The organism is Ensifer canadensis (assembly GCF_017488845.2).
In the GTDB taxonomy this organism is placed as follows: domain Bacteria; phylum Pseudomonadota; class Alphaproteobacteria; order Rhizobiales; family Rhizobiaceae; genus Ensifer; species Ensifer canadensis.
Genome location: NZ_CP083370.1, coordinates 2030034 through 2050503, shown reverse-complemented (window position 1 = coordinate 2050503; position 20470 = coordinate 2030034). Strand labels below are relative to the sequence as shown.

20 protein-coding genes and 1 pseudogene are annotated in these 20470 nt (G+C 63.2%); 10 read left to right on the top strand and 11 right to left on the bottom strand.

Translation table 11 applies throughout. The features are described from left to right. Positions 1-152 precede the first annotated feature (152 nt). On the bottom strand, positions 153-584 hold the full coding sequence (locus J3R84_RS10075; RefSeq protein ID WP_025427611.1) for a rhodanese-like domain-containing protein: 432 nt from the start codon (positions 582-584) through the stop codon (positions 153-155). Positions 585-657: 73 nt separating this feature from the next. Between J3R84_RS10075 and ftrA the strand changes: the two genes are divergently transcribed. Then, positions 658-1713: a transcriptional regulator FtrA gene (gene ftrA / locus J3R84_RS10070; RefSeq protein WP_051509172.1), complete on the top strand. Its 1056-nt coding sequence runs from the start codon at positions 658-660 to the stop codon at positions 1711-1713. 21 nt (positions 1714-1734) lie between these two features. Here ftrA and J3R84_RS10065 read toward each other — a convergent pair whose 3' ends face one another. Next, positions 1735-2718 carry a nucleoside recognition domain-containing protein gene (locus J3R84_RS10065; protein ID WP_025427609.1) on the bottom strand — a complete coding sequence of 328 codons (984 nt, stop codon included), beginning with the start codon at positions 2716-2718 and terminating at the stop codon, positions 1735-1737. A gap of 114 nt (positions 2719-2832) precedes the next feature. Here J3R84_RS10065 and J3R84_RS10060 point away from each other — a divergent pair, with 114 nt between their 5' ends. After that, entirely contained in the window at positions 2833-3285 is a 453-nt protein-coding gene (locus J3R84_RS10060; RefSeq protein ID WP_025427608.1) for an Lrp/AsnC family transcriptional regulator, read from the top strand. 112 nt (positions 3286-3397) lie between these two features. On the opposite strand, the gene J3R84_RS10055 is transcribed toward J3R84_RS10060, so the two are convergent. Beyond that, a complete protein-coding gene (locus J3R84_RS10055) occupies positions 3398-4147 on the bottom strand; it encodes an SDR family oxidoreductase (protein WP_025427607.1) in 750 nt (249 codons plus the stop codon). Positions 4148-4734: 587 nt separating this feature from the next. Beyond that, positions 4735-5736: a threo-3-hydroxy-L-aspartate ammonia-lyase gene (locus J3R84_RS10050; RefSeq protein WP_239637554.1), complete on the bottom strand. Its 1002-nt coding sequence runs from the start codon at positions 5734-5736 to the stop codon at positions 4735-4737. Positions 5737-6048: 312 nt separating this feature from the next. On the opposite strand from J3R84_RS10050, the gene J3R84_RS10045 reads away from it, so the two are divergent. Together J3R84_RS10045 and J3R84_RS10040 are read left to right on the top strand one after the other, a co-directional pair. Continuing rightward, a complete protein-coding gene (locus tag J3R84_RS10045) occupies positions 6049-6456 on the top strand; it encodes a GFA family protein (protein ID WP_025427605.1) in 408 nt (135 codons plus the stop codon). Positions 6457-6591: 135 nt separating this feature from the next. Next, entirely contained in the window at positions 6592-7125 is a 534-nt protein-coding gene (locus J3R84_RS10040; protein WP_025427604.1) for a hypothetical protein, read from the top strand. Positions 7126-7174: 49 nt separating this feature from the next. On the opposite strand, the gene J3R84_RS10035 is transcribed toward J3R84_RS10040, so the two are convergent. Continuing rightward, positions 7175-8080: a LysR family transcriptional regulator gene (locus tag J3R84_RS10035; protein WP_025427603.1), complete on the bottom strand. Its 906-nt coding sequence runs from the start codon at positions 8078-8080 to the stop codon at positions 7175-7177. Between the two features lie 74 nt (positions 8081-8154). Between J3R84_RS10035 and J3R84_RS10030 the strand changes: the two genes are divergently transcribed. Further along, a complete protein-coding gene (locus J3R84_RS10030; RefSeq protein WP_128090489.1) occupies positions 8155-8403 on the top strand; it encodes a DUF1127 domain-containing protein in 249 nt (82 codons plus the stop codon). Between the two features lie 148 nt (positions 8404-8551). Here the strand turns inward: J3R84_RS10030 and J3R84_RS10025 are convergent, their stop codons facing one another. The 4 genes from J3R84_RS10025 to J3R84_RS10010 all read right to left on the bottom strand — a co-directional run bounded on the left by J3R84_RS10025 (position 8552) and on the right by J3R84_RS10010 (position 13179). Continuing rightward, a complete protein-coding gene (locus J3R84_RS10025) occupies positions 8552-9244 on the bottom strand; it encodes a Type 1 glutamine amidotransferase-like domain-containing protein (RefSeq protein ID WP_207207599.1) in 693 nt (230 codons plus the stop codon). 77 nt (positions 9245-9321) lie between these two features. Then, the gene (locus tag J3R84_RS10020) at positions 9322-9840 is read right to left on the bottom strand and encodes a hypothetical protein (RefSeq protein ID WP_225906317.1); all 519 of its coding nucleotides are present in this window, start codon (positions 9838-9840) and stop codon (positions 9322-9324) included. A gap of 52 nt (positions 9841-9892) precedes the next feature. Then, positions 9893-11836, bottom strand: a complete 1944-nt coding sequence (locus tag J3R84_RS10015) for a MacB family efflux pump subunit (protein WP_025427599.1) — start codon at positions 11834-11836, stop codon at positions 9893-9895. A gap of 8 nt (positions 11837-11844) precedes the next feature. Then, positions 11845-13179, bottom strand: a complete 1335-nt coding sequence (locus J3R84_RS10010; protein ID WP_025427598.1) for an efflux RND transporter periplasmic adaptor subunit — start codon at positions 13177-13179, stop codon at positions 11845-11847. A gap of 201 nt (positions 13180-13380) precedes the next feature. Here J3R84_RS10010 and J3R84_RS10005 point away from each other — a divergent pair, with 201 nt between their 5' ends. The 5 genes from J3R84_RS10005 to J3R84_RS09985 all read left to right on the top strand — a co-directional run bounded on the left by J3R84_RS10005 (position 13381) and on the right by J3R84_RS09985 (position 17532). After that, complete coding sequence (locus J3R84_RS10005) at positions 13381-13713, top strand: TetR family transcriptional regulator C-terminal domain-containing protein (protein ID WP_025427597.1); 333 nt, start codon at positions 13381-13383, stop codon at positions 13711-13713. A gap of 290 nt (positions 13714-14003) precedes the next feature. Continuing rightward, entirely contained in the window at positions 14004-14453 is a 450-nt protein-coding gene (locus tag J3R84_RS10000) for a VOC family protein (protein WP_025427596.1), read from the top strand. Between the two features lie 223 nt (positions 14454-14676). Further along, positions 14677-15609, top strand: a complete 933-nt coding sequence (locus J3R84_RS09995) for a ribose-phosphate pyrophosphokinase (protein ID WP_025427595.1) — start codon at positions 14677-14679, stop codon at positions 15607-15609. A gap of 174 nt (positions 15610-15783) precedes the next feature. Next, positions 15784-16050 carry a DUF2277 domain-containing protein gene (locus tag J3R84_RS09990; protein ID WP_025427594.1) on the top strand — a complete coding sequence of 89 codons (267 nt, stop codon included), beginning with the start codon at positions 15784-15786 and terminating at the stop codon, positions 16048-16050. A 225-nt stretch (positions 16051-16275) separates the two neighbouring features. Further along, positions 16276-17532: a flavin-containing monooxygenase gene (locus J3R84_RS09985; RefSeq protein ID WP_234907746.1), complete on the top strand. Its 1257-nt coding sequence runs from the start codon at positions 16276-16278 to the stop codon at positions 17530-17532. A gap of 521 nt (positions 17533-18053) precedes the next feature. On the opposite strand, the pseudogene J3R84_RS09980 reads toward J3R84_RS09985, so the two are convergent. Both J3R84_RS09980 and J3R84_RS09975 read right to left on the bottom strand, forming a co-directional pair. Then, a pseudogene (locus J3R84_RS09980) lies at positions 18054-19231 on the bottom strand (IS91 family transposase). A 3-nt stretch (positions 19232-19234) separates the two neighbouring features. After that, on the bottom strand, positions 19235-20143 hold the full coding sequence (locus J3R84_RS09975; RefSeq protein WP_025427591.1) for a tyrosine-type recombinase/integrase: 909 nt from the start codon (positions 20141-20143) through the stop codon (positions 19235-19237). Positions 20144-20470 lie beyond the last annotated feature (327 nt).

Here is a 20470-nt window from a genome sequence, read left to right as displayed (position 1 = left end):
GGTGATCCTGCCGGCTACCTTGGCGTGTTTGCGCCGATCCGCCAAGGTGGCCGTTTGGTGGAGTGCATGGATACGCGCACAATCGAATCCGGCCCGGGGAGCCAGCGATGGCCCGCCTGATCCGCGGGCCATCTGCATCGCAGGAGTAGCGCTCAGGCGGCAAGCAGCAGCCGGGGTTCGCCGGGGGCGGCGCCTGAAGCGAAGGCCAGGCCTTCGTCTTCCCAGCCGGTAATGCCGCCGATCATGATCTTCACCGGTCGTCCGAGCCGGGCGATCTTCAGCGCCGCCTGGTCGGCGCCGTTGCAATGCGGCCCAGCGCAATAGGGGACGAACAGGGTGTCGGCCGGCCATTCGGCCAAACGCTCTGCGCTGATCTCGCGGTGGGGCAGGTGGATCGCGCCCGGCACATGGCGGCGGGCATAGGCGGCCTCGGTTCCGACCACGTGCAGCAGCACGAAATCCTGTTCGCCCTTCTTCAGCGCGGCGGCAACGTCGGAGCAATCGGTCTCGACGCTCAGGCGGCGGGCGAAATGGGCAATGGCGATCTCGGGTGCTGCGGCCTGGGTTTCGGTGACGTAGCTCATCTTTCTCTCCTGTGGCTCTGGCCTTGGGCGGTTGACGAGGAGGGTTGTAGCAATGTCGGAAAGGGGCTGGCAGATGGCAGGTTTGCCATATATGCTCAAGATCATGCCAAAACCGTCTGTCACATCGCCATCACCAGCCAATCCACTCGTCGTCGCTCTCGCCTATGATGGTCTCTGCACCTTCGAGTTCGGCGTGGCGGTGGAGATGTTCGGCCTGCCCAGGCCTGAGATGGGCGAGGGGTGGTATTGCTTCGCCGTTGCGGCGATCGAACCGGGGGAACTGAGGGCCACCGGCGGCATCAGGCTGACGGCCGATGGCGGGCTCGATCTCCTGGCTGAGGCCGGAACCATCATCGTGCCCGGCTGGCGCGGTGCCGATACCCCGGTGCCTGAAGCCCTGTGCCAGGCCCTGCGGGCGGCACATGCGCGCGGCGCGCGGGTTCTCTCCATCTGCTCCGGCGTCTTCGTGCTGGCGGCGGCCGGTCTGCTCTCTGGCCTCAGGGCAACGACCCATTGGCGCTACACCGACAAGCTCAGGGCGCTCTACCCTGATGTCGAGGTGGTGCCCGACGTGCTCTATGTCGATAGCGGCGCGGTGCTGACGTCTGCCGGCAGTGCCGCCGGCATCGATCTCTGCCTGCATCTCATTCGCCGCGATTTCGGCAGCGAGGCGGCAAACAGGGTGGCGCGGCGCCTCGTCGTGCCGCCACACCGCGATGGCGGGCAGGCGCAATTTATCGAAAGGGCGGTGCCGGAAGTGCACGAGAGCGCGCGCCTCGGGCCCTTGATCGACCGGATGCGCGCGCGGCTCGGTGAGGATTTCTCGATCGCGGCGCTGGCGAAAGCAGCGGGCATGAGCGAACGCACCTTCCTGCGCCGCTTCGAGGCGGCCACCGGCACAACGCCGGCGCGCTGGCTGCTTGGCGAGCGGCTGGCGCGGGCCCGGCAGTTGCTGGAGGAAAGCACTGTTGGCATGGAACAGGTGGCCGAAGGCTCGGGCTTCGGCTCGACCCAGACGCTGCGGCATCACTTTCGCCAGCAGCTTTCGACGACGCCCGCCGCCTATCGCGCCATGTTCGGGCGGGTGGCAGCGCAAGCGGGTGCGCCGGCCGAGGTCGCGGCCGAGTAGCCGGACCGCGCCCTGCTGCCACTACGCCTCCGACGGGGCAAGTTCGCTGCCGTTCCTGCGGAAGTACGACTTGAAGAACACGGCGTCCGGCGCCGAGACGATGACCCGGGCGACGATCGCCGTTGCCGCTATGGCAAAGACTAGGCGACCGAAGAACACGCTGGTGAAATCGGCGCCGAGGGCAACCACGACCAGCGTATCCTCCACCAGGCTGTGGCCAAAGCCCATGAAGACGCACGCGAGGAAGACCTGGCGCGGCTCGACATTCGCCTCGCGTGCCTCACGGATCAGCAGCGCGCCGCCATATGAGATCCCCAAGAGTACGCCGACGGCGGCAAACGGCACCGTCTGCGGCTTTATGCCCGCAAGGCGGAAGAGCGGCGCCATGCCCCGGTTCAGCCAGCCGAGGAGGCCCACCAGCTTGAGGATCTCGATCGTCCAGCTCAAGGCCAAGAGCACGACGAGCATGGTGGCGAGCGTCTTCAGCGTGCTGAGCGCGAAAGCGATCCAGCCGGAGCCTTCGTTGACCGGTATCCATGTGGGGTTGAGCGGCGTGGCGAGCCAGCCGGTTGCCGCGAAGACCTGGTGTAGCAGTGCCGCGAAGATGAGGCCGCCGCCGATCCTGAGCGCCCCTGTGACCAGGAAGCCAGGGCCTGCTTTTTGGATGATGCGCTGTTCGATCGGGATGGCGTGGGCCACCAGCATCAGCGCCGAAAAGATGGTCATGTCGGCGGTCGTCAGTTCCGAAACCGGCACCAGCGCAAAGACGACCACGACCGCGCCCCAGATGCCGACCAAGAGGCCGGTGAGCCAGGCGAAGGCGAGCTCGGGCGGCAGCCCGACGAGCGTCATCAGCGGTTCGAAGGCCGGTGCGACCGCCCGGATCACGCCGAGTTCCTGCAGGACATGGGTGACGATCGTGACGGGAACGATGATGCGCACCAGGTCCCAGTAGATTTCGAGAGTGGCGAGCGTCTTGCGGTAGAGGATGATGTGAACGGTCATGGCGATGCCTCCTTGAATGGGTTGTCCAAGGACTAGCGCGGGGCCATTCGCAGTTGTGGTCAAAATATGCGAATATGTGCAATAAAATTGCACGCGCATAAATTGGGGGATGGAATGGATCGGATCGACAGAAAGCTGCTCAAGCTGATGCAGGAGGATGCGTCGCGAACCAACGCTGATCTTGCCACCGAGGTCGGGCTGTCGCCGTCGAGCTGCCTGCGGCGCATCAGGCGCTTAAGATCCGCTGGTATCATCGACCGCGTCGTTGCCGTTCTCAATCCCGCAAAAGCGGGCCGAGGGGTGAAGGCGATCATCACCGTCGAGCTGGAGCGCCACGGCGAACAATATGTGCGCCGTTTTCTCGATATGGTCGCCGCCGAGGCGGCGGTGACCCAGGCCTATAGCGTCAGCGGCGCGACCGATGCGCTTCTGATGCTGCGCCTGAAGGACATGGACGAACTCGACGCGCTCACCGAGCGACTGTTCGGGGAAGGGAGCAATGTCGCGCGATACTACACCAGCTTCGTGATCCGCACCGGCAAGGAGACGACGGCAATCCCGCTTTGAAGCTTCGATGTAACTGGACGAGCTTCGCAGGCACTGCACCCCGATCTGCGGCATCAAACGAAGGCGCCGGGGCGATCTACTCCGGCGCGCAACAACGGCGTTGCCGCTATGGTCATTTGACCGCGGCGTTGCCGCCATCGGCGTAGAGCGCGGTGCCGGCAACGAAGCTTGCCATCGGGCTTGCCAGGAATAGCGCCGCCCGGGCGATTTCCTCCGGTTGGGCGATCCGCTTCATCGCATGCAGGCCTGCGGCCCATTCCTTCTGCTCCTGGCTGCCGGCAGCCGGCGTGTCGACGCCGCCCGGGAGCAGGGCATTGGCGCGGATGCCGCTCGCGCCATAGTCGGCGGTGATGCCCTTGACCAGCCCCATCAACCCCGCCTTGGAGGCGCCATAGGCGCCCATGCCGGGGATGCCGACGCTGGTGCCGACGAAGGTCGAGGTGAAGACCAGCGATCCGCCGCCGCGCTTGAGCATTGCCGGGATCTGGTGGCGGGCGCCGAGGAAGGCGGAGGTGAAGTTGGCGGCCAGCACCTCCTGCCATTCTGCGGCCGTGATCTCGGCAAGCGGCCTGACCGCGCCGACGGCGCCGGCATTGTTGACGGCAATGTCGAGGCCGCCGAACCGGCTGATGGCGGCCTCAATCAGCCGGGCATGGGTATCTTCGTCAGCGACATCGCCGCTGACGGCGATCGCTTCGCCGCCCTCGGCACGGATAGCCTCCACCACGGCATTGAGTGGTGCTTGGGTGCGGGCGTTCAAAACCACCTTCGCGCCTTCGGTGGCGAAGAGTTCTGCGACCGCGCGGCCGATACCCGACGACGCGCCGGTGACGATTGCGATCTTATCTTGCAGCATGGACATGGACTTGCTCCTCTTGGTTGAGGCGCACTGAGTATCGCCGACAAGAAGCAGCGCCCACCCGATTTGCGATGGGGACAACTGAATGATGGTGGTCATCGAAAATTTGAAGGGTCGGTCCGGATGTCAGGGTTGAGCGGATCGAAGCGTAGCATCTGCCACGATCTCGTGTTTGCCCTGCACCCTGGAAAGTTCGCCGCGGCAAAGATGACTGCTCAAGCACCTGCATGTTTCCTTTACTCCTATCCGATCAAAGGGCAAAAACATGCAGTCAATCAAAGTGCTACAGCGACCTTGGCGCATCCTAAAAGACGCGCGGCGCTGTAGGGCCGACTATCCTTCACATTCATCGGAAGAAGAAAAACCAGACGGCAAAAGCCAGCATCCAAACCAGGACATAGTAGAAAGCTTGACCCTCGATCATGGCGGCGATCCCCATTCACCGATCGAGGGCATATTAGCATTGATGCAACCGAAGGGTAAGCGGGTGCGCGCTTCAGTGCCCGCCTAGAGCATCCTGCTTTCAAGTGGAATCGCTGAAAGCGGATAAGATGCTCTAGGATCAAAGTGCTAGAGCGTCCTTTGTGCGTTCATCTGAACGCACGGCGCTCTAGAAGTGCGCTGAAGGTTTTCAGATCGATGTTGCCGCCGCTCAACAGAATACCCACCCGCTTTCCGCCACAGGCGATTGCCCCCTGCAAAACGCCCGCCGCGGCCAGGCAGCCGGTCGGTTCCACGACGATCTTCATGCGCTCGGCAAAGAACCGCATCGTCTCGACCAGTTGCCCATCAGTAACCGTGACGATGTCATCGACTGTGTCTTTCAGGATGGCGAAGTTGTGGTTGCCGACATGGGTGACAAGCGCGCCATCAGCGATCGACTTCGGCACCGGGATCTGAACCACTTCGCCCTTGCGCAATGATTGCTGGCCGTCGTTTCCCGCCTCGGGCTCGACGCCAACAATGGAGCAGGCGGGCAAAAGCGCCCTGGCGCTGAGCGCGCTGCCGGGAAGCAAACCGCCGCCGCCCAGCGGAACGACGAGCAAATCGATCTCCCCGACATCCTCGATCAGTTCCAGTGCTGCGGTACCCTGTCCGGCGATGACATCCGGGTGGTCATAGGGAGGGATCAGCGCTGCGCCCCGGTCGGCGGCAAGGCGCAGGCTTATCTCCGCACGATCTTCCGTATATCGATCGTAAAAGACGATCTCGGCTCCATAGCCCCTGGTCGCCGCCACCTTTATCTCCGGAGCGTCGCGCGGCATGACCACTGTCGCCGAAACACCCTGGAGTCTCGCGGCATAGGCGAGTGCCTGGGCGTGATTGCCTGAGGAAAAGGCGACGACACCATTCTGCCGGGAGCGTGCGTCCAGCGCAGCGATGGCGTTGTACGCGCCACGGAATTTGAAAGCGCCCGCACGCTGCAGGTTCTCCGCCTTGAAAAATACGGTCGCTCCGGCTTGGGCGTCGGCAGTTCGCGATGTCAACACAGGCGTGCGGTGCGCCGCGCCGGCGATGCGTGCTCGGGCGGTCTGGACATCGTCGAAGGTCGGGATGCGCAGCGAAGCGGGTGCCGGTGCAGGATTGACCACGAGAAACCTCCATTGCGCACGCGGTGGCCCTGGGCCGAGAGGGAATTTTCCAAGGCACGGCAATGTAGCATCGCGCCGGCGTTTGCACGAGCCAGGTTGAAGAACCATTGGCGCCATCTGCCTTATGACACCGCTGACACGGGCCAGGCCGCATTGTACCGGCTTTAAGGCATCTGCTGCACAGTTCCGCGATTTTCAACAACGGCGGCCGGTGGCATAGTTTGCGCGGCTTGGCAGCGTCGCGTCAGATGGGACGCACACACGCCGCAGGACCTTGGATTTGGGATTTTCAGGCAAGGCGGGAGGGGCGGAATGCTGAAGACCTACACTGGCAGCTGCCATTGCGGCGCAGTTTACATCGAGGCAGATGTCGATCTCAGCGCCGGGACCGGCAAGTGCAACTGCACGCTCTGTACCAAGATGCGGCTGTGGTCGGTGGAGGTGGCGCCGTCGGCTTTCCGTCTGATCGCCGGCGAAGAGGCGCTAGCGGATTATCGCGGTCGCAACCCGGTCGCCCATCATTTCTTCTGCAGCCATTGCGGCGTGCGCCCGTTCGAGCGGATCGACGCACCGAACATGACGGGACACACCTATTACAACATCAACGTCGCCTGCCTCGACGGCGTCGATATCGACGAACTGATGGCCGCACCCGTCACCTACTTCGACGGACTGCACGATGACTGGGGCTCGACACCATCAGAGGTGCGGCATCTGTAGGGCTCGTTTCTGAAAATCCTGACCCCTTGTGTTACGCAGTTCTTGATGCAGCCGTCAGCTTTTGCGGGGATATTGCCTCGCGGATAATGTTGCGGCCACATGTCCCTGGTGGGGCTGCATTTCTGGAGTTGATTGATGGTGGAAAAGACGTTTCCAGAAGCCTTCCCGAGTGCACTCCGCTCCCAGTCCGCGATTGCTGTTTCAGCACTCAAACTGAATTCCGACTACGTTTCCGAACCGTTTTCGGTCAACGTTCTCGGCGAGATCCTGCACATACCTGGTCGGGTTCTTCCCTCGACAAAGCCGGAGTTTGTAGGGCTGAACCTGCAACGGCGCCAAATTGCACTGTGCATGCTGACGCGCAGTTCCGATGGCTTCGGACGTCAGGCCGCTCTGCAAGAAATCCTTCACATCAATAAGCCCTGGTCCATTCCTTTCGTCATCGCGTTGATCGGCGAATACGTCGTCGAGATCATCCATGACATCTACGCGGCTCTGCCCGACTTGGAGCGGGACGTTGTCTCAACATTTATCAAGGCAAATCCGGCGTTTTATAAGCTCACCTGTGACCGGGTGATGAGCTATTGGGACTGCTACTACCGTCGGCAGTTCCGGTGCAGCGACTACGTAGGCTTCAAGCTCTTGCGGCAACTGGACGCGCTTGCATGATTTGAAAGGCTGGAACAATGCGCCGGTCTCGTGGCCGCAACCTTGCAGCCTATATCAGGGGCTCCGGCTCCAGCGCCGCCAGCGTCTTCAAGGCAGCCAGCGTTTCGCGCAGGGCTCGATCAAGCCGTTTGTCGCGGCGCAGCACGAGGGCGAAGCGGCGCGAGAGTGGCGGCGACAGCGGTCGCACGACCAGCCGTTCGCGATCATGCGCGCGCAAGGCGATCTCCGGAACGAGCGCCGCGCCGAGGCCGACGGCGACCATCTCCTTGATCGCGGCGACGCTGCCAAGCGCCATCACCGGTTTGACGGCGGTGCCGCCGTCTGCCGCCAGCCATTCATCGGTGAGCCGGCGGGTGTTGGCGCCCGGCTCGTAAAGGATCAACGGTCGTTGCGCCAATGTCTCCGCCGTCACGGTGTCGGGGAGCGAGGTCTCCGCCGGAGCGATGGCGACGAAGCGCTCGTCGAAAAGCGGGGTGACTTCGAACATGCGGCCGGAGACGGGGAGGCTGACCAGCCCGATGTCGAGCAGATTGTCGTCGACAGCCCTGACAATGTCGGCGCTGTTGCCCGTCGCCACGGTGATGTCGAGATCGGGAAAGCGGCAATTGAGATCGGCGAGAAGCGGCGGCAGCATGAAGGCGCAAGGGGTGGCGCCGGTGCCGAGCCGCACGCGGCCGAGAACGCCCTTGGAGTGGCGTGCCACCGCGTCGACAGCCTCGTTTGTCGCGGCCTCGATGCGGCCAACATGCGCAAGCAGTTCGGCGCCGGCGGCACTTGGCCTTGCAGTGCGGCCGACGCGCTCGACGAGGCGCACGCCGAGCTGCTTTTCCAGCGCGCGCACCTGCAGGCTGATGGCCGGCTGCGTCAGCCCCAGGCGCTCCGCGGCGGCGGAGAAGCTGCCGAGTTCGGCGACCAGCGCGAAGGTTTTGAGGTAGTCCAGGTTGAGGGTTGCCATACCAAAGAAATCCTTATGCATTGCATAGAACATCCAAGCTTCATTTATAGATCGATGCCTTGCACAATGCGAGCATGATCAGCAGCAAAACATGGGTGTTCGACATGCTCAGGGAACTTGGCCTCTTTCTCGCCGCTTCGCCGCGCTCGCGGCTCTGGCAGTTGCAAAATCTGCGCGAACTGGACGCGGAGCGTCTGGACGACATCGGCGTCACACCTGCCGAAGCGTGGCAGGGAAGGCGCACCGAAAGCGCGCCGGCGTCGTCGCGAGGAACCGCAGCGACTGCGCGATATTCCGAAGCCGCGCGTGCGGGGGCGATGTAGACGACGAAAGGCATCTGCGACGGCCTCGTCGGCGCGAAAACGCGCCGCGATCTCAGGATCTTCTTGCCGCGCTCGCGGCTCTTGTTTTTTCGCTGTTCAGTTTTGCGCGGCATGCCGTAGCGCCAGCGCGAGTGCCGCGAACTGAGGGCTACGCTATCGAAAAGCCGCCAAGCTCGATTTCGCCTGGCGCGCGTACGGCGCCACCGGAGATCCACAGCGGATTTCCCACGCACTCAATCTTTCCACCCGCAACAACGACACCGTCGCCATCGTTGCATGCTACGATCGGCCTCGCCGTGCCGGTGCTGTAACGCAGCAGGTCGGGCAGGTAGGTGTCCTCGTCACTAAGATGCGGGAAGAACTCGAATGGCATGAGGTCGAGGGCATTGCCGTCCGTTATCTCCTCCGGTCTGCGGCCGATGAAGAGCGCGTCGGTGGCGATCGTCGGGCCCATGAGAATGGCGCCGGCGCTGACGCCGATGAGGATGCCGCCGGAGGGCGCCCAATTGCGGAGCGGCCCGAGCATCCCGCTTCGTTTCAGCCGTTGCAGAAATTCACCGGTGTGGCCGCCCGCGAGGTGAATGGCGTCTGAGGCGAAGAGCCCGGCGATATCTTCGGCGGGATGCGGCTCGTCGAGATCGTAGAACAGCGCGAGATCGAGATCGTGTCTGCCATAATAGGATTGGCCGGCCAGAAAGAAGCTGCGGTCCGGTTCCGGGCCGGAGGCGACATAGGCGATGCGGTTTCCGCCGCCGCGGGCCTTCAGCAAGTCCACGAGCCGGAGGTCGATTGCCGAACATTCGGGGAAAAGCTGGTCGCTGTAGAATATGAGGTTGAGCAAGTAATCCTCTTGGTTTGTCAAGCGATCCGGTCAGAATGCAAAGATTGGCAAAGTCTCGGTGGCTACATGATGCCGCTTCAACTCTCGTCATACGGCTGTGTGAAGCGTTCCCCGTTGAAAGTGTGTGTACAGCATCTGCAAGTGGGCTTCATATTGTCGACGGTGAGCGTCGGGTCCACCAATGCCAGGTGCTTGTTCTCATCAACATATAGGCCGCTGTAGTATGAGCTCTCGCCGAGGCGCACATACGGCTGTCGTTCATCTTCGCTTCGGGCGACCAGCCAAAAGATGGGATCAGAGCGATCAATCCGAGCGACGGCTTCGCTGTAGGTTTCGTTCCAATCGTTGCCAACGCGTGAAAGGAGAAACCGGAACAGCGGTGTGTAGTCCAATCCATGCCGGTGGTGAGAGTGCATCGAGCCGTTATGAGACAGATCCAGTTTGACGGCCTTTGTGCCTCGTGACTCTCGCCACTCGCCGCCGTCACCGTGCCGCACACCGTGCGTTCGGGTGTTCACCTTGCGATAAAGCGGTTTCTTGCGTTGCATGCCGAGTGCTAAATGCGCCTGATAAGGGATTTCGCGTTGTTGTTGCATGACACAAGAGTGTCGGCAATGGGCGGATTTCGTTGAAAAATCTCCGCTTGCCTCAATCGGCACTGAGTGCCACCGCCGGCTGCAGGCGGGAAGCATTGCGGGCGGGGAGGAAGCCGAAGACGAGGCCAGTCAAAAAGGCGCAGGCGAAGGCGAGTGCGACGGGGCCGAGCGTGAACGAAACGGGCATGCCGAACTGGCCGGCGAGCGCTCCGGTGCCGAGACCGAGGACGACGCCGAGCGTGCCGCCGATCGCCGAGACGACCAGCGCCTCGATGATGAACTGCAGGAGGATGTCACGCTGGCGCGCGCCGGTTGCCATGCGCACGCCGATTTCGCGGGTGCGCTCGCTGACCGAGACCAGCATGATATTCATCACGCCGATGCCGCCGACGAGCAGCGAGATGGCGGCGACCGAGCCGAGAAACAGCTTCATCGTATTGGAGGTTTCGGTGAAGGCTTCGCGCACCGACGACATGTTGGTGATCTGGGTGTCCTCGCGCTTGTGCCGCTGGTTGAGAAGCGCCTGGATGGTCTGCTGCGTGATGTCGATGGCGGCCGCGTCCTTCACCTGCACGGTGATGGTGCGCACGTTGCGCTGGCCGAAGAGGCGCATGCTGCCCGTCGTCAGCGGCACGAGCACGACGTCGTCCTGGTCGTTGCCGAAGGAGGTGGCGCCCATTTCCGCCATCACGCCGATGACCTGGAAGGGGATCTTGTTGACGAGCACATACTGCCCGAGCGGATTGTCTCCTTCAGGAAACAGCGTCTTGACCACGGTCTGACCGAGGACCGCCACCGGCGCATAGGTGTCCATGTCGTCCTGGGTGAGGAATTCGCCCTGCTGTATCTTCCAGGATTTGGCGGTGGTGAACTGCGGCACCGTGCCGTTGGCACTGGTCTGGTAGTCGACATTGCCGCGCCGGACCGTGACGGTGCTGGTCAACTCGGGCACGGCGAAGGCGACATTCGGTACCTCGAGGATGGCGTCGGCATCGGCAGGAACAAGGGTGACATTGCTGCCGCCGGCGCTGCCGCGGAAATTGGCCATGCTCGGCCTGACCACCAGGAGGTCGGAGCCCATGGAGGAAATGCGGCTGAGCACGGAATCCTGCGCGCCGGTGCCGATCGCCAGCATGGCGACGACCGAGCCGACGCCGATGACGATGCCGAGCAAAGTGAGGATGGTGCGGAAGAGATTGGCGCGCAACGCCCGGAACGCCATCTTCACCGCTTCGGTGACGTCGGCGATCGCAGCCGAGCCCTCGCTCACCGTCCGGCTGAGCGCATGGGCTGCGTCCGGATTGCTGCGGCTCTTCTTGGTGCGGTCGGCGACGATGCGGCCGTCATGGATCTCGATCAGCCGGTCGGCCTGTTCGGCGACCTCGCGTGAGTGGGTGATGACGATGACCGTATGGCCATTGTCGTTCATGTCGCGCAAGAGCGCCATGACGTCGGAGCCGCTCTGGCTGTCGAGCGCGCCGGTCGGTTCGTCCGCCAGCACCACGCGGCCGCCGTTCATCAGCGCGCGGGCGATCGATACCCGCTGCTGCTGGCCGCCGGAAAGCTGGTTTGGGCGGTGGTCGAGCCGCTCGCCGAGCTTCAGCTGATGCAGCAGGGCGCCTGCGCGATCGTGACGGTCTCGTGCCGACATGCCGGCATAGACGGCCGGCACCTCGACGTTTTCCTGTGCGCTTGCGGTGGGGATGAGATTGTAGCTCTGGAAGACGAAGCCGAAGGTGCGCCGCCTGAGCGCCGCCAGTTCGTCGGTGTCGAAGCCCGACACCCGCTCGCCGTCGATGAGATAGTCGCCCTCGGTCGGCTGGTCGAGGCAGCCGAGAATGTTCATCAGCGTCGACTTGCCCGAGCCGGACTGGCCGATGATCGCGACGAACTCGCCGGCCTCGATGTCGAGCGAGACGCCATGCAGCACCTCGACGGCGAGATCGCCGTTGAAATAGGTCTTGCTGACGTGCCGGAGCGAGAGGAGCGGGGTCATGGCCGGTCTCAGAACATCGGCGGCATGCGCATGCCGCGCTGGCTGCCACGGGTGCTCGCCGCCGGGGTATCGGTGCCGGTGGCGACGACGACGGTGTCGCCTTCATTGAGGCCGCTCGTGATCTCGGCGTTGACGCGGTTGCGGATGCCGACGTCGACGGCGCGGGTTTCGGGCGCGCCCGAGGGTGTGACCACGGTGAGCTCGGCGCTGCCGCCGGCAGCGCCTGCCTTGCCACCGGCGGCGTTCGCATTGCCGCCACGCTTGCCGGCCGCTTGGCCGCCATCCTTCTCGCCGGTCATGCGCAGCGCAGCACTCGGCACGATCAGCACGTCCTTGGCTGATGACTGAACGAAGAACACCTGGGCGCTCATCGACATCATCAACTCGCCATCAGGATTGGGAACGTCGAACAGGGCGTAATAAAGCACGACGTTGTTTGCCGTGTCCGGCATCGGCTGGATCTGGCGCAGCTTGCCTTCGAAGCGTTTTCCCGGCTGGCCGAGCAGGGTGAAATAGGCGTCCATGCCGACCTTGAGCTTGCCGACATCGGCCTCAGACACCTGCGCCTTGACGGTCATGGTCGAGAGATCGGCAATGGTGACGATGGTCGGCGTCGTCTGGTTGGCGTTCAGCGTCTGGCCTTCCTTGGCCGGGTTGGCGACGATGGTGCCGCCCATCGGCGCGAAGATCTTGGTGTAGCCGAGATCGACCTTGTCGCCGGCAAGGGTCGCCTGCTGCTTGCGGATCTGCGCTTCGATGGCGTTGACGTCGGCCTCGGCGGCGGCAAGATCGGCGATTGCCTGGTCGAGCGTCGACTGGGCGATGCTGTTGGCGGCGACCAGATTGCGCTGGCGATCGATATTGGCCTGTTTCAACACGAGCTGGGCCTTCTTCGACACGAGCTGCGCCTGGAGATTGGCAAGCTCGGCCTGGTCGATCTCGATCCGGTTTTCGATGGTGGCGGGGTCGATTTCGGCAACGAGCTGGTTCTGCTCGACCTTGTCGCCGATATCGAAATGCAGGGCCTTCAACTGGCCGGAGACCTGGGCGCCGGCATCGACCGATTTGACCGCATCAAGTGTGCCGACGGCGGTGACGCTGTTTTCGATGTCGCCGCGCATAACGGCCTGGGTGACCATGGCAGCCCCGGTCGGATTGGTCGCATAGCGCGTCCAGCCATAATAGCCGGCGCCGAGGACGGCGAGGACGACGGGGATCCACAGCCAGGTGCGCGTGCGTCGCTTGCGCCGGATGGGGGTGGCACCGGGAATGAAGGTGACGTTGGGCGTCGCTTCCTCGCGTGCGGTGGTCTCGGTGCGTGCCGTCTTGCCTGTCTTGTTCATGCCCATACCCGGCCCCATACCTGGCCTTGCCAGCGCCATCGTTCCAGGCGCGATTCATCCTAGCAGCAAATAGGCACAAACGGCCGGAGCGGGAAGCATTGAGATCATTATATTATTGTAATGTTTTGGCTGCGGGGAGGCGGAGTGCTCCCCGCAACCAGGATGCCCCTGGTGTTACCCCTTCAGCCCCGAGACCGTCAGATGCGGGATTGGAACGCCGGCGAGGCGGCGGCCTGGCTCGAGATCGTCGGCGCCAGCCACCGCAGCGAGCGGATTGCAGCGATCTTCTCCGCCCGGCTGGCGCGGGGGACCGAGGCGCTCGCGGCAGTTTTGCAGCGGTTGGGTGGCGATGGCGTGAGCGAGGGCGGGGCGCGCGTCCACGCGCAAGCCTTGCTCGCCGGTTTGGAGGGGCTATCGCTGGTTCAGCTTCTGGAGCGTTCAGCGGATGATGCTGGCCGGGCGCAGGCGGTACGCATTCTGGTGCGCGGCATCCTTGGCGGCGTCATTCCAGCCCACCGGCGCACCGGCGCCTGAGGCGCGGACGCGCTTCAAAAGCCTTGCGAGATTTGCGCTGGCCTCAGGCGGGAAGAGGGGACGCGGCTGTCCTCTGCGCTCAGGTTGCGAGGATCTGGCGACAAGCTCGCCACACTCGTTGTAGAAGATGCCGGCAGGCGGATCAGGGGTACAAACGCCGAGCCCCAGGCGCATGAATGCGGTCCTGCCTGGCAAATGCCTCCAATGACCGTTGACGGCCTGAAGGAGACTTCTTTCGTTGTTCCCGACCAATGAATATGGTTGCCTCATAGCCGAGGATATCGACCGTCATGAAACTTGCCCACATCAACTTGGTAGCCCGAAATGCGGAAGCGCTCGCAGCGTTCTACATGAATGTCATGAAATGCGAATCCCTTCGTGAACCCAAGATGGTGTCCGGGGAAAAAGTGTCGCGCGGCAATGGTATTTCGAACTCTGAGATATATACGATCTGGCTGACATTCCCCGAACTCGAACGCCCATTCTTGGAGATACATGAGCACAAGGTCACTCATGATCGAGACCAGCCAAGGGTGAATGAGCCCGGTTTCGGGCACCTGTCATTCCAGATGGAAGATATCAGCGTGGTGCTCGCGGAAATCATCCAAGCCGGCGGGGCGCAGATCGGCGAAATCACGGACTTTGGGACGCCGGATAAGCCATTTCTTATTGCTTATGCGCGCGATCCGGAGGGAAACGTCCTTGAGCTTGAGCAGATAGGTAATCGACCGAGATGCTGACGACCGCTTGTGGAGCCCAAACCGGTCATTGGGCTGCCGCAAAAATCAGTCTCGAAGCACAGGCCTCTGCGGCAGATAAATCTTGATTTCTCCCGACGTTTTCGCCCTATTGCGCAAGCAATGCGAGGTGCCGTGTTGCGAGTCTGGGGGAAGGCTCTGAAGGTGCCCCGCGAAACTGGAAGGTCTTTTCCTCTCGAAGGCCCCTTGAAACAGGATCGCGCTGATGAAGCTGGTGACCGGTAACTCGAACCGCGCCCTGGCCCAGGCTATTGCCAGCCACCTGGAACTTCCCCTCATAGACTGTACGGTCAAGCGTTTCGCCGACCAGGAAATCTACGTTCAAATCCATGAGAATGTGCGCGGCGAGGACGTGTACATTCTCCAGTCAACGAGCGCCCCCGCCGACGGCAATCTGATGGAGTTGCTGATCCTGACCGATGCACTGCGCCGCTCGTCTGCCCGCCGGATCACGGCCGTGATCCCGTATTTCGGCTATGCTCGCCAGGATCGCCGCGCCACCGGCCGCACTCCGATCTCGGCCAAGCTGGTCGCCAATATGATTGCCGGTGCAGGTGTTAACCGCGTCATCACCGTCGATCTCCATACCGACCAGATTCAGGGCTTTTTCGATATACCGACCGATAATCTTTATTCAGCGCCGGTGATGACCCGCGATATTGAAAAGCACTACGACACCAAGAACTTGACGATCGTTTCGCCCGACGTGGGCGGCGTGGCGCGGGCTCGCGCCATCGCCAAGCGCATTGGTGCCGATCTTGCCATTGTCGATAAACGGCGACCCCGCGCCGGTGTCTCGGAAGTGATGGGCATCATTGGCGATGTGTCCGGGCAAAGTTGTCTTCTGATCGACGACATCGCAGATAGCGGCGGCACGCTGATCAATGCGGCGGAAGCCCTGCTGGAGGCTGGTGCCAAGGAGGTTTCTGCCTACATCACCCATGGTGTGCTTTCCGAAGGCGCCTGTGAACGCATTGGCGCCAGCAACCTCAAGGAATTGGTCGTGACCGATTCCATTCAGGAAACCGAAGCTCACCGCCAGACCGCCAATATCCGACGCGTCACAATTGCGCCGCTGATCGGCGAAGCCCTCGCTCGCACCGCCAGGGAGCAAAGCGTTTCAACCCTTTTCAACTGATCCGGCTCATGGCGCGATTGCAACCGTCAGCCAAGATCACGCTCGTTTTCCGGGCATGCAGTGCGCAGCGTTCCCACGCGGCCCGGCTTGGCCCGTCCGTTGCAATTGGCGCTCACGCGACTATTTTCGTATGCTTCGCCACCCTCCTGTCAGTGACACGCCCGGGAGCAAGTCATGTGCCGGAATATCAAACCCTTGTTCAATTTTGATCCGCCTGCGACGAACGAGGAGATTCGTGACGCCGCGCTACAGTTCGTGCGCAAGGTGAGCGGCACGAACAAACCATCGAAACGCAATGAGGCTGCGTTCGAGCGCGCGGTCAATTCAGTCGCGGCATGCGCCCGCGAGCTGCTGGATTCGCTGGAGACTTCTCAACCCCCTCGCGATCGCGAGGAAGTCGCGGCAAGGGCGCGCGCGAGAACAGCGGCCCGGTTCGCGTAAGGGGAGTCCTGTCACGCACCGGAGATCGACGGGAGCTCTTTCACAGTCACCGCACCAGCGACGAAGCGATCTGCTTCGCATCAGGCGGGATCGCCTTGCGGTCTGGCGAGAGGGCCGCGAACCGGAATGCGAACGGCCAGCCGCGCGGAAATCGGCGGTGCTGGACTCGTTGCCGTCGACAGGGCTTAATGCTGCGCGGGGATGGCGGGATTGCCGGGGGCGATTATGGGATCACCGCAGCAGATGACTGATGACGGCGATGTTCTCGATGCTGTCGTCATCGGGGCCGGCTGGGCCGGCCTGGGTGTCAGCTATTGGCTGGCACGACGGGGCCTGCGCCACAGTGTCTTGGAGCGGGGCCGCATCGGAGAGACCTGGCGCACACAGCGATGGGACTGCTTTCGGATGAATACTCCCAATGTGCAGACCGTCATGCCGGGCGACTGCTATGACGGTCCGGATCCGGATGGTGCCATGACGGGCGAGCAGTTCGTCGCTCTGCTTGAGGATTTCGCCCGGCGCAACACGCTGCCGATCGAACCGGATACCGCGGTAAGCGAACTCGCGCACGAGAATGGCGCCTATCGGCTCACCACTTCACACGGCACGCTTTGGGCGCACAACGTTATCGTCGCAAGCGGCTGCTTGAATTGCCCGGTGCGCCCGGTCTGGGCGCCCGCGTTGTCGCCGGCTCTCCATCAGATCGACGCTTCCGGCTACCGCAGCACTGCTGATTTGCCAGATGGATCGGTACTGGTGGTCGGAAGCGGCCAATCGGGTGCTCAGATCGCCGAGGAATTGGCGGAAGCGGGCCGAAAGGTCTTCCTTGCGACCAGTCGTGTCGGGCGGCTCCCGCGGCGCTACCGGGGTCGCGACATCATGGTCTGGCTGCTCGAAAGCGGGTTTCTCGACGTGCGGCGAGAGGAGGTCATTCGACTTGCGGGACGCATCCCGCCGCGCGGTGTGCTCGGCTCGGTGCATACGATAAGCCTTCAGGCGCTGAGCGCCCAAGGTGTCGCGCTTCTTGGGCGTCTCACCGGCATCGAGGATGGCGGCAACCTCTCGTTTGCCGACGATCTCGAAGCGAATGTCCGCTTTGCGGATGAAGCCTCCGACACTGTCAAACGCCATGTCGACGACTATATCAGCCGCGCCGGGATCGATGCGCCCCCTGCCGAGCCCGACCCGGCGGAGACGGTCGCGCTGCGTCGACAGAACCCGCCGATCGGTTCGCTCGATCTCTCCCGCTCCGGCATAGCGAGCGTGGTGTGGTGCACCGGGTTCAAGGGCGATTTCAGCTGGATGAGGCTTCCCGGTGTGCTCGACAGCGCGGGACAGCCTGTTCATGAGGATGGCGTGGCCGCCCTGCCGGGCCTCTATTTCGCAGGGCTGGACTTCGCCTCCACACGCAAGTCAGGCATCATCCTGGCGATCGCCGAGGAAGCGCCTCGCCTTGTCGACCATATCGCGGGGCATTCGTGACCGCCTTCGGCATGGTCAAGAAGTTCCTGACGGTCAGGGCCGGGATCAGAGGCCGACAGATTGTCAGCCGCTGTTTTGCGCCGCCACCACCAGTGTCACGTCTCGCCCCTTGGCGACGTTCCGACTGGGCGAAGGCAATGGTCTCCAGGGATCAGCCAAGGACTTCGCTTCTGCGCGGGAATGTCTGCCATCGATTACCGCTGGAAGCAGTGCGTCCACTTCCGTGAAGAGTTTCGGGCGCCGCGAGGCGTACGAAAGTCCCCGAGGAAGGAACCCGCGGACCCCAGTCGAAGGCTATGGAGATTTCAGTCTGCGGCTCATGTGCGCGGTACCAGGATCGCAGTCAGGGAGTGGGATGATAGATGGCGGGCAGGTCGCTTCTTTGCGCGCCCGCGTTGCTTTCCGGGCCTGGCCGAGGCTCGCCGCGACCCTGTCGGCGGCGATGATCACCAAGGACGCGTGCGGGTCGGTTGCCGGAGGCGGGGCGCCTGCGACTGAAGTCTTGACCATGCCATGCCGGGTCATGAAGCTGTCTCCCGGTTCGTCGCCGGCGCATCCGGCGGCCCGCGCGGCTGCCTCCAGCGTTCAAACACCTCGATGACGATCATTCGTCCGCCGCAGCAGGGGCATGGCGGGCGGAAGTCATCCGGTTCGCCTGGTGTGCCGTTGTCGGCTGGTGCGGCGACGTGCAGGAGTTCGCGTGCGAGCGCGAGGCTGGTCTTGCGGGCTGAGCCGGCGAGCAGGCCGTAGTGCCGGATACGATGGAAGCCACGCGGCAAGACATGGAGCAGGAAGCGGCGGATGAACTCATCGACCGCGAGCGTCATGATCTGCTGCCGGTCCGCGCAGCCGCGGCGGTAGTCCTTGTAGCGGAAGGTGACGCCAGTTTCGTCGAAGGTGATCAGGCGGCGGTTCGAGATTGCCACCCGGTGGGTATAGCGCGACAGATAGGCAAGGACGGCCTCAGGACCCGCGAACGGCGCCTTCGCATAGACCACCCAGCGTTTCTTTTGCCGCAAGAATGCCTGCCGCTCGGCGAGATGAGCAAGTGCGCCAAAAAATCTGAGCCGCCCGGCGTCGTGCAGAGCGACCAGCCGGGGAGGAACAGTCGTCGAAACAGTTTGCTGAGTACGCGTACCGGAAGCAGGAAGGCCGGGCGCGATAATATCCATCGGCTTCCGTCTGGCGTGATGCCGCCGCCCGGAACGATCATGTGCACATGCGGATGGTGCGTCATCGCCGATCCCCAGGTGTGGAGCACGGCGGTGATGCCGATGCGCGCGCCGAGGTGCTTGCGATCGGCCGCGATGGTCAGCATCGCCTCCGACGCCGCCTTGAACAGCAGGTCATAGACAAGCGCCTTGTTCTGGAACGCTATGTCGGCGACCTCGGCCGGCAGGGTGAACACGACGTGGAAGTAGCCGACTGGAAGCAGATCAGCCTCGCGTTCGGCAAGCCATGTCCGTGCCGCTGCGCCCTGGCACTTTGGGCAATGCCGATTGCGGCAGGAGTTGTAGGCGATCCGCCACTGGCCGCAGTCCTCGCAGGCCTCGACGTGACCGCCGAGGGCCGCAGTGCGGCAGTTCTCGATCGCCGACATCACCTTCAGTTGCGGCAGGCTCAGATGTCCTGCATGCGCGCGCCGGTACGCTGCCCCGGCAACACGGAAGATGTCGGCGACCTCGATCGAGGCACGCAAGGCTCAACCGTCGGGGAAGGCTTCTTCCGGCTTGAACAGGCCGAGTTTGTCGAGCGGACTCGTAACTGTGCGGACCGTCCTGGTCGCCACCTTGGCGTAGAGGGCGGTGTTGTTGAGTTTTGCGTGCCCGAGCAGGACCTGGATGATCCGAATGTCCGTGCCGTCCTCCAGCAGGTGGGTGGCGAAGCTGTGGCGCAGCGTATGCGGCCCGACCCGCTTGGCGATGTCGGCGGCCTGGGCCGCCTCAACGACGATGCGATAGAGCTGCCGCGTGCTGATCGGCTTCATTGCGTGTTGGCCAGGGAATAACCAGCCGTCGCGATGCATCACACCCTGCTGCCGCCCCACCTTCCACCACTGGCGCAGCAGGGTGAGCAGGCCCTCCGAAAGCATGGCATTGCGATAGCGCCCGCCTTTGCCACGTTCGACGCGCAGCAGCATCCGCTCGCTGTCGACGTCGGCGACCTTCAGCATGGAGACCTCCGCAACACGTAGGCCGGCGCCATAGGCGACCGACAATGCTGCCTGGTGCTTGAGGCAGGTGGTGGCATTGAGTAACCGGGCAACCTCGTCGCGGCTCAGCACCACAGGCAGGTTCCGAGGATGCGCCAGCCGGACGAGCCTGCGCGCCAGGTCCGGGCGGTCGAGGGTCTGGGTGAAGAAGAACCGTAGCGCCGACACGATGCTGTTCATCGTCGGAACGGGAACGCCATCCTCCTGCTGCTCGATTTGGAACCGGCGCAGGTCGTCGGCGGTCGCCGTGTCTGGTGAACGCCCGAGGAAGGTTGCCAGGCGACCGATGTCGCGGAGATAGTTGCGCTGCGTTTCGCGTGAGAAACGTCGCATGTTCATGTCGTCGATCAACCGCTGGCGCAGCGGGCTGACGGGCGTGTCGAGATGGGGGTACTGCATGGTCAGGCTCCCTTGTTGAAGAAGCTCGTCATGCTCCGCCCTTGCCGGACGACGTTCAATCCAGGCGCAACCTTCAGCCTGTGCCCTCTACCTCAACCGCAGACGCCCTCCCGCGCAGCGGGTTCGTTCAACGGCCCGAGCCAGTCGAAGATAAGCGAGGACCTGAATGTCTGCTGGTGGCGCATGGTTGCCATCGCACCAACGCCGGCAAGCGCGCAGCGGCATGCAGAGATTGCGTCGCTGTCGTGCCGGAAATAGCGGGTGTCCCTGAAACTCGGAGCGTTGGTTAAGCACAAGATCACGACGACATCCTTCTATCCCGCGGGG

Bases quoted from the DNA above. Each gene is read 5' to 3' on its own strand.
- J3R84_RS10075 (WP_025427611.1), bottom strand. From the start codon at position 584: ATGAGCTACGTCACCGAAACCCAGGCCGCAGCACCCGAGATCGCCATT.
- ftrA (WP_051509172.1), top strand. From the start codon at position 658: ATGGCAGGTTTGCCATATATGCTCAAGATCATGCCAAAACCGTCTGTC.
- J3R84_RS10065 (WP_025427609.1), bottom strand. From the start codon at position 2,718: ATGACCGTTCACATCATCCTCTACCGCAAGACGCTCGCCACTCTCGAA.
- J3R84_RS10060 (WP_025427608.1), top strand. From the start codon at position 2,833: ATGGATCGGATCGACAGAAAGCTGCTCAAGCTGATGCAGGAGGATGCG.
- J3R84_RS10055 (WP_025427607.1), bottom strand. From the start codon at position 4,147: ATGTCCATGCTGCAAGATAAGATCGCAATCGTCACCGGCGCGTCGTCG.
- J3R84_RS10045 (WP_025427605.1), top strand. From the start codon at position 6,049: ATGCTGAAGACCTACACTGGCAGCTGCCATTGCGGCGCAGTTTACATC.
- J3R84_RS10040 (WP_025427604.1), top strand. From the start codon at position 6,592: ATGGTGGAAAAGACGTTTCCAGAAGCCTTCCCGAGTGCACTCCGCTCC.
- J3R84_RS10035 (WP_025427603.1), bottom strand. From the start codon at position 8,080: ATGGCAACCCTCAACCTGGACTACCTCAAAACCTTCGCGCTGGTCGCC.
- J3R84_RS10030 (WP_128090489.1), top strand. From the start codon at position 8,155: ATGATCAGCAGCAAAACATGGGTGTTCGACATGCTCAGGGAACTTGGC.
- J3R84_RS10020 (WP_225906317.1), bottom strand. From the start codon at position 9,840: ATGCAACAACAACGCGAAATCCCTTATCAGGCGCATTTAGCACTCGGC.
- J3R84_RS10015 (WP_025427599.1), bottom strand. From the start codon at position 11,836: ATGACCCCGCTCCTCTCGCTCCGGCACGTCAGCAAGACCTATTTCAAC.
- J3R84_RS10010 (WP_025427598.1), bottom strand. From the start codon at position 13,179: ATGAACAAGACAGGCAAGACGGCACGCACCGAGACCACCGCACGCGAG.
- J3R84_RS10005 (WP_025427597.1), top strand. From the start codon at position 13,381: ATGCGGGATTGGAACGCCGGCGAGGCGGCGGCCTGGCTCGAGATCGTC.
- J3R84_RS10000 (WP_025427596.1), top strand. From the start codon at position 14,004: ATGAAACTTGCCCACATCAACTTGGTAGCCCGAAATGCGGAAGCGCTC.
- J3R84_RS09995 (WP_025427595.1), top strand. From the start codon at position 14,677: ATGAAGCTGGTGACCGGTAACTCGAACCGCGCCCTGGCCCAGGCTATT.
- J3R84_RS09990 (WP_025427594.1), top strand. From the start codon at position 15,784: ATGTGCCGGAATATCAAACCCTTGTTCAATTTTGATCCGCCTGCGACG.
- J3R84_RS09985 (WP_234907746.1), top strand. From the start codon at position 16,276: ATGGGATCACCGCAGCAGATGACTGATGACGGCGATGTTCTCGATGCT.
- J3R84_RS09975 (WP_025427591.1), bottom strand. From the start codon at position 20,143: ATGCAGTACCCCCATCTCGACACGCCCGTCAGCCCGCTGCGCCAGCGG.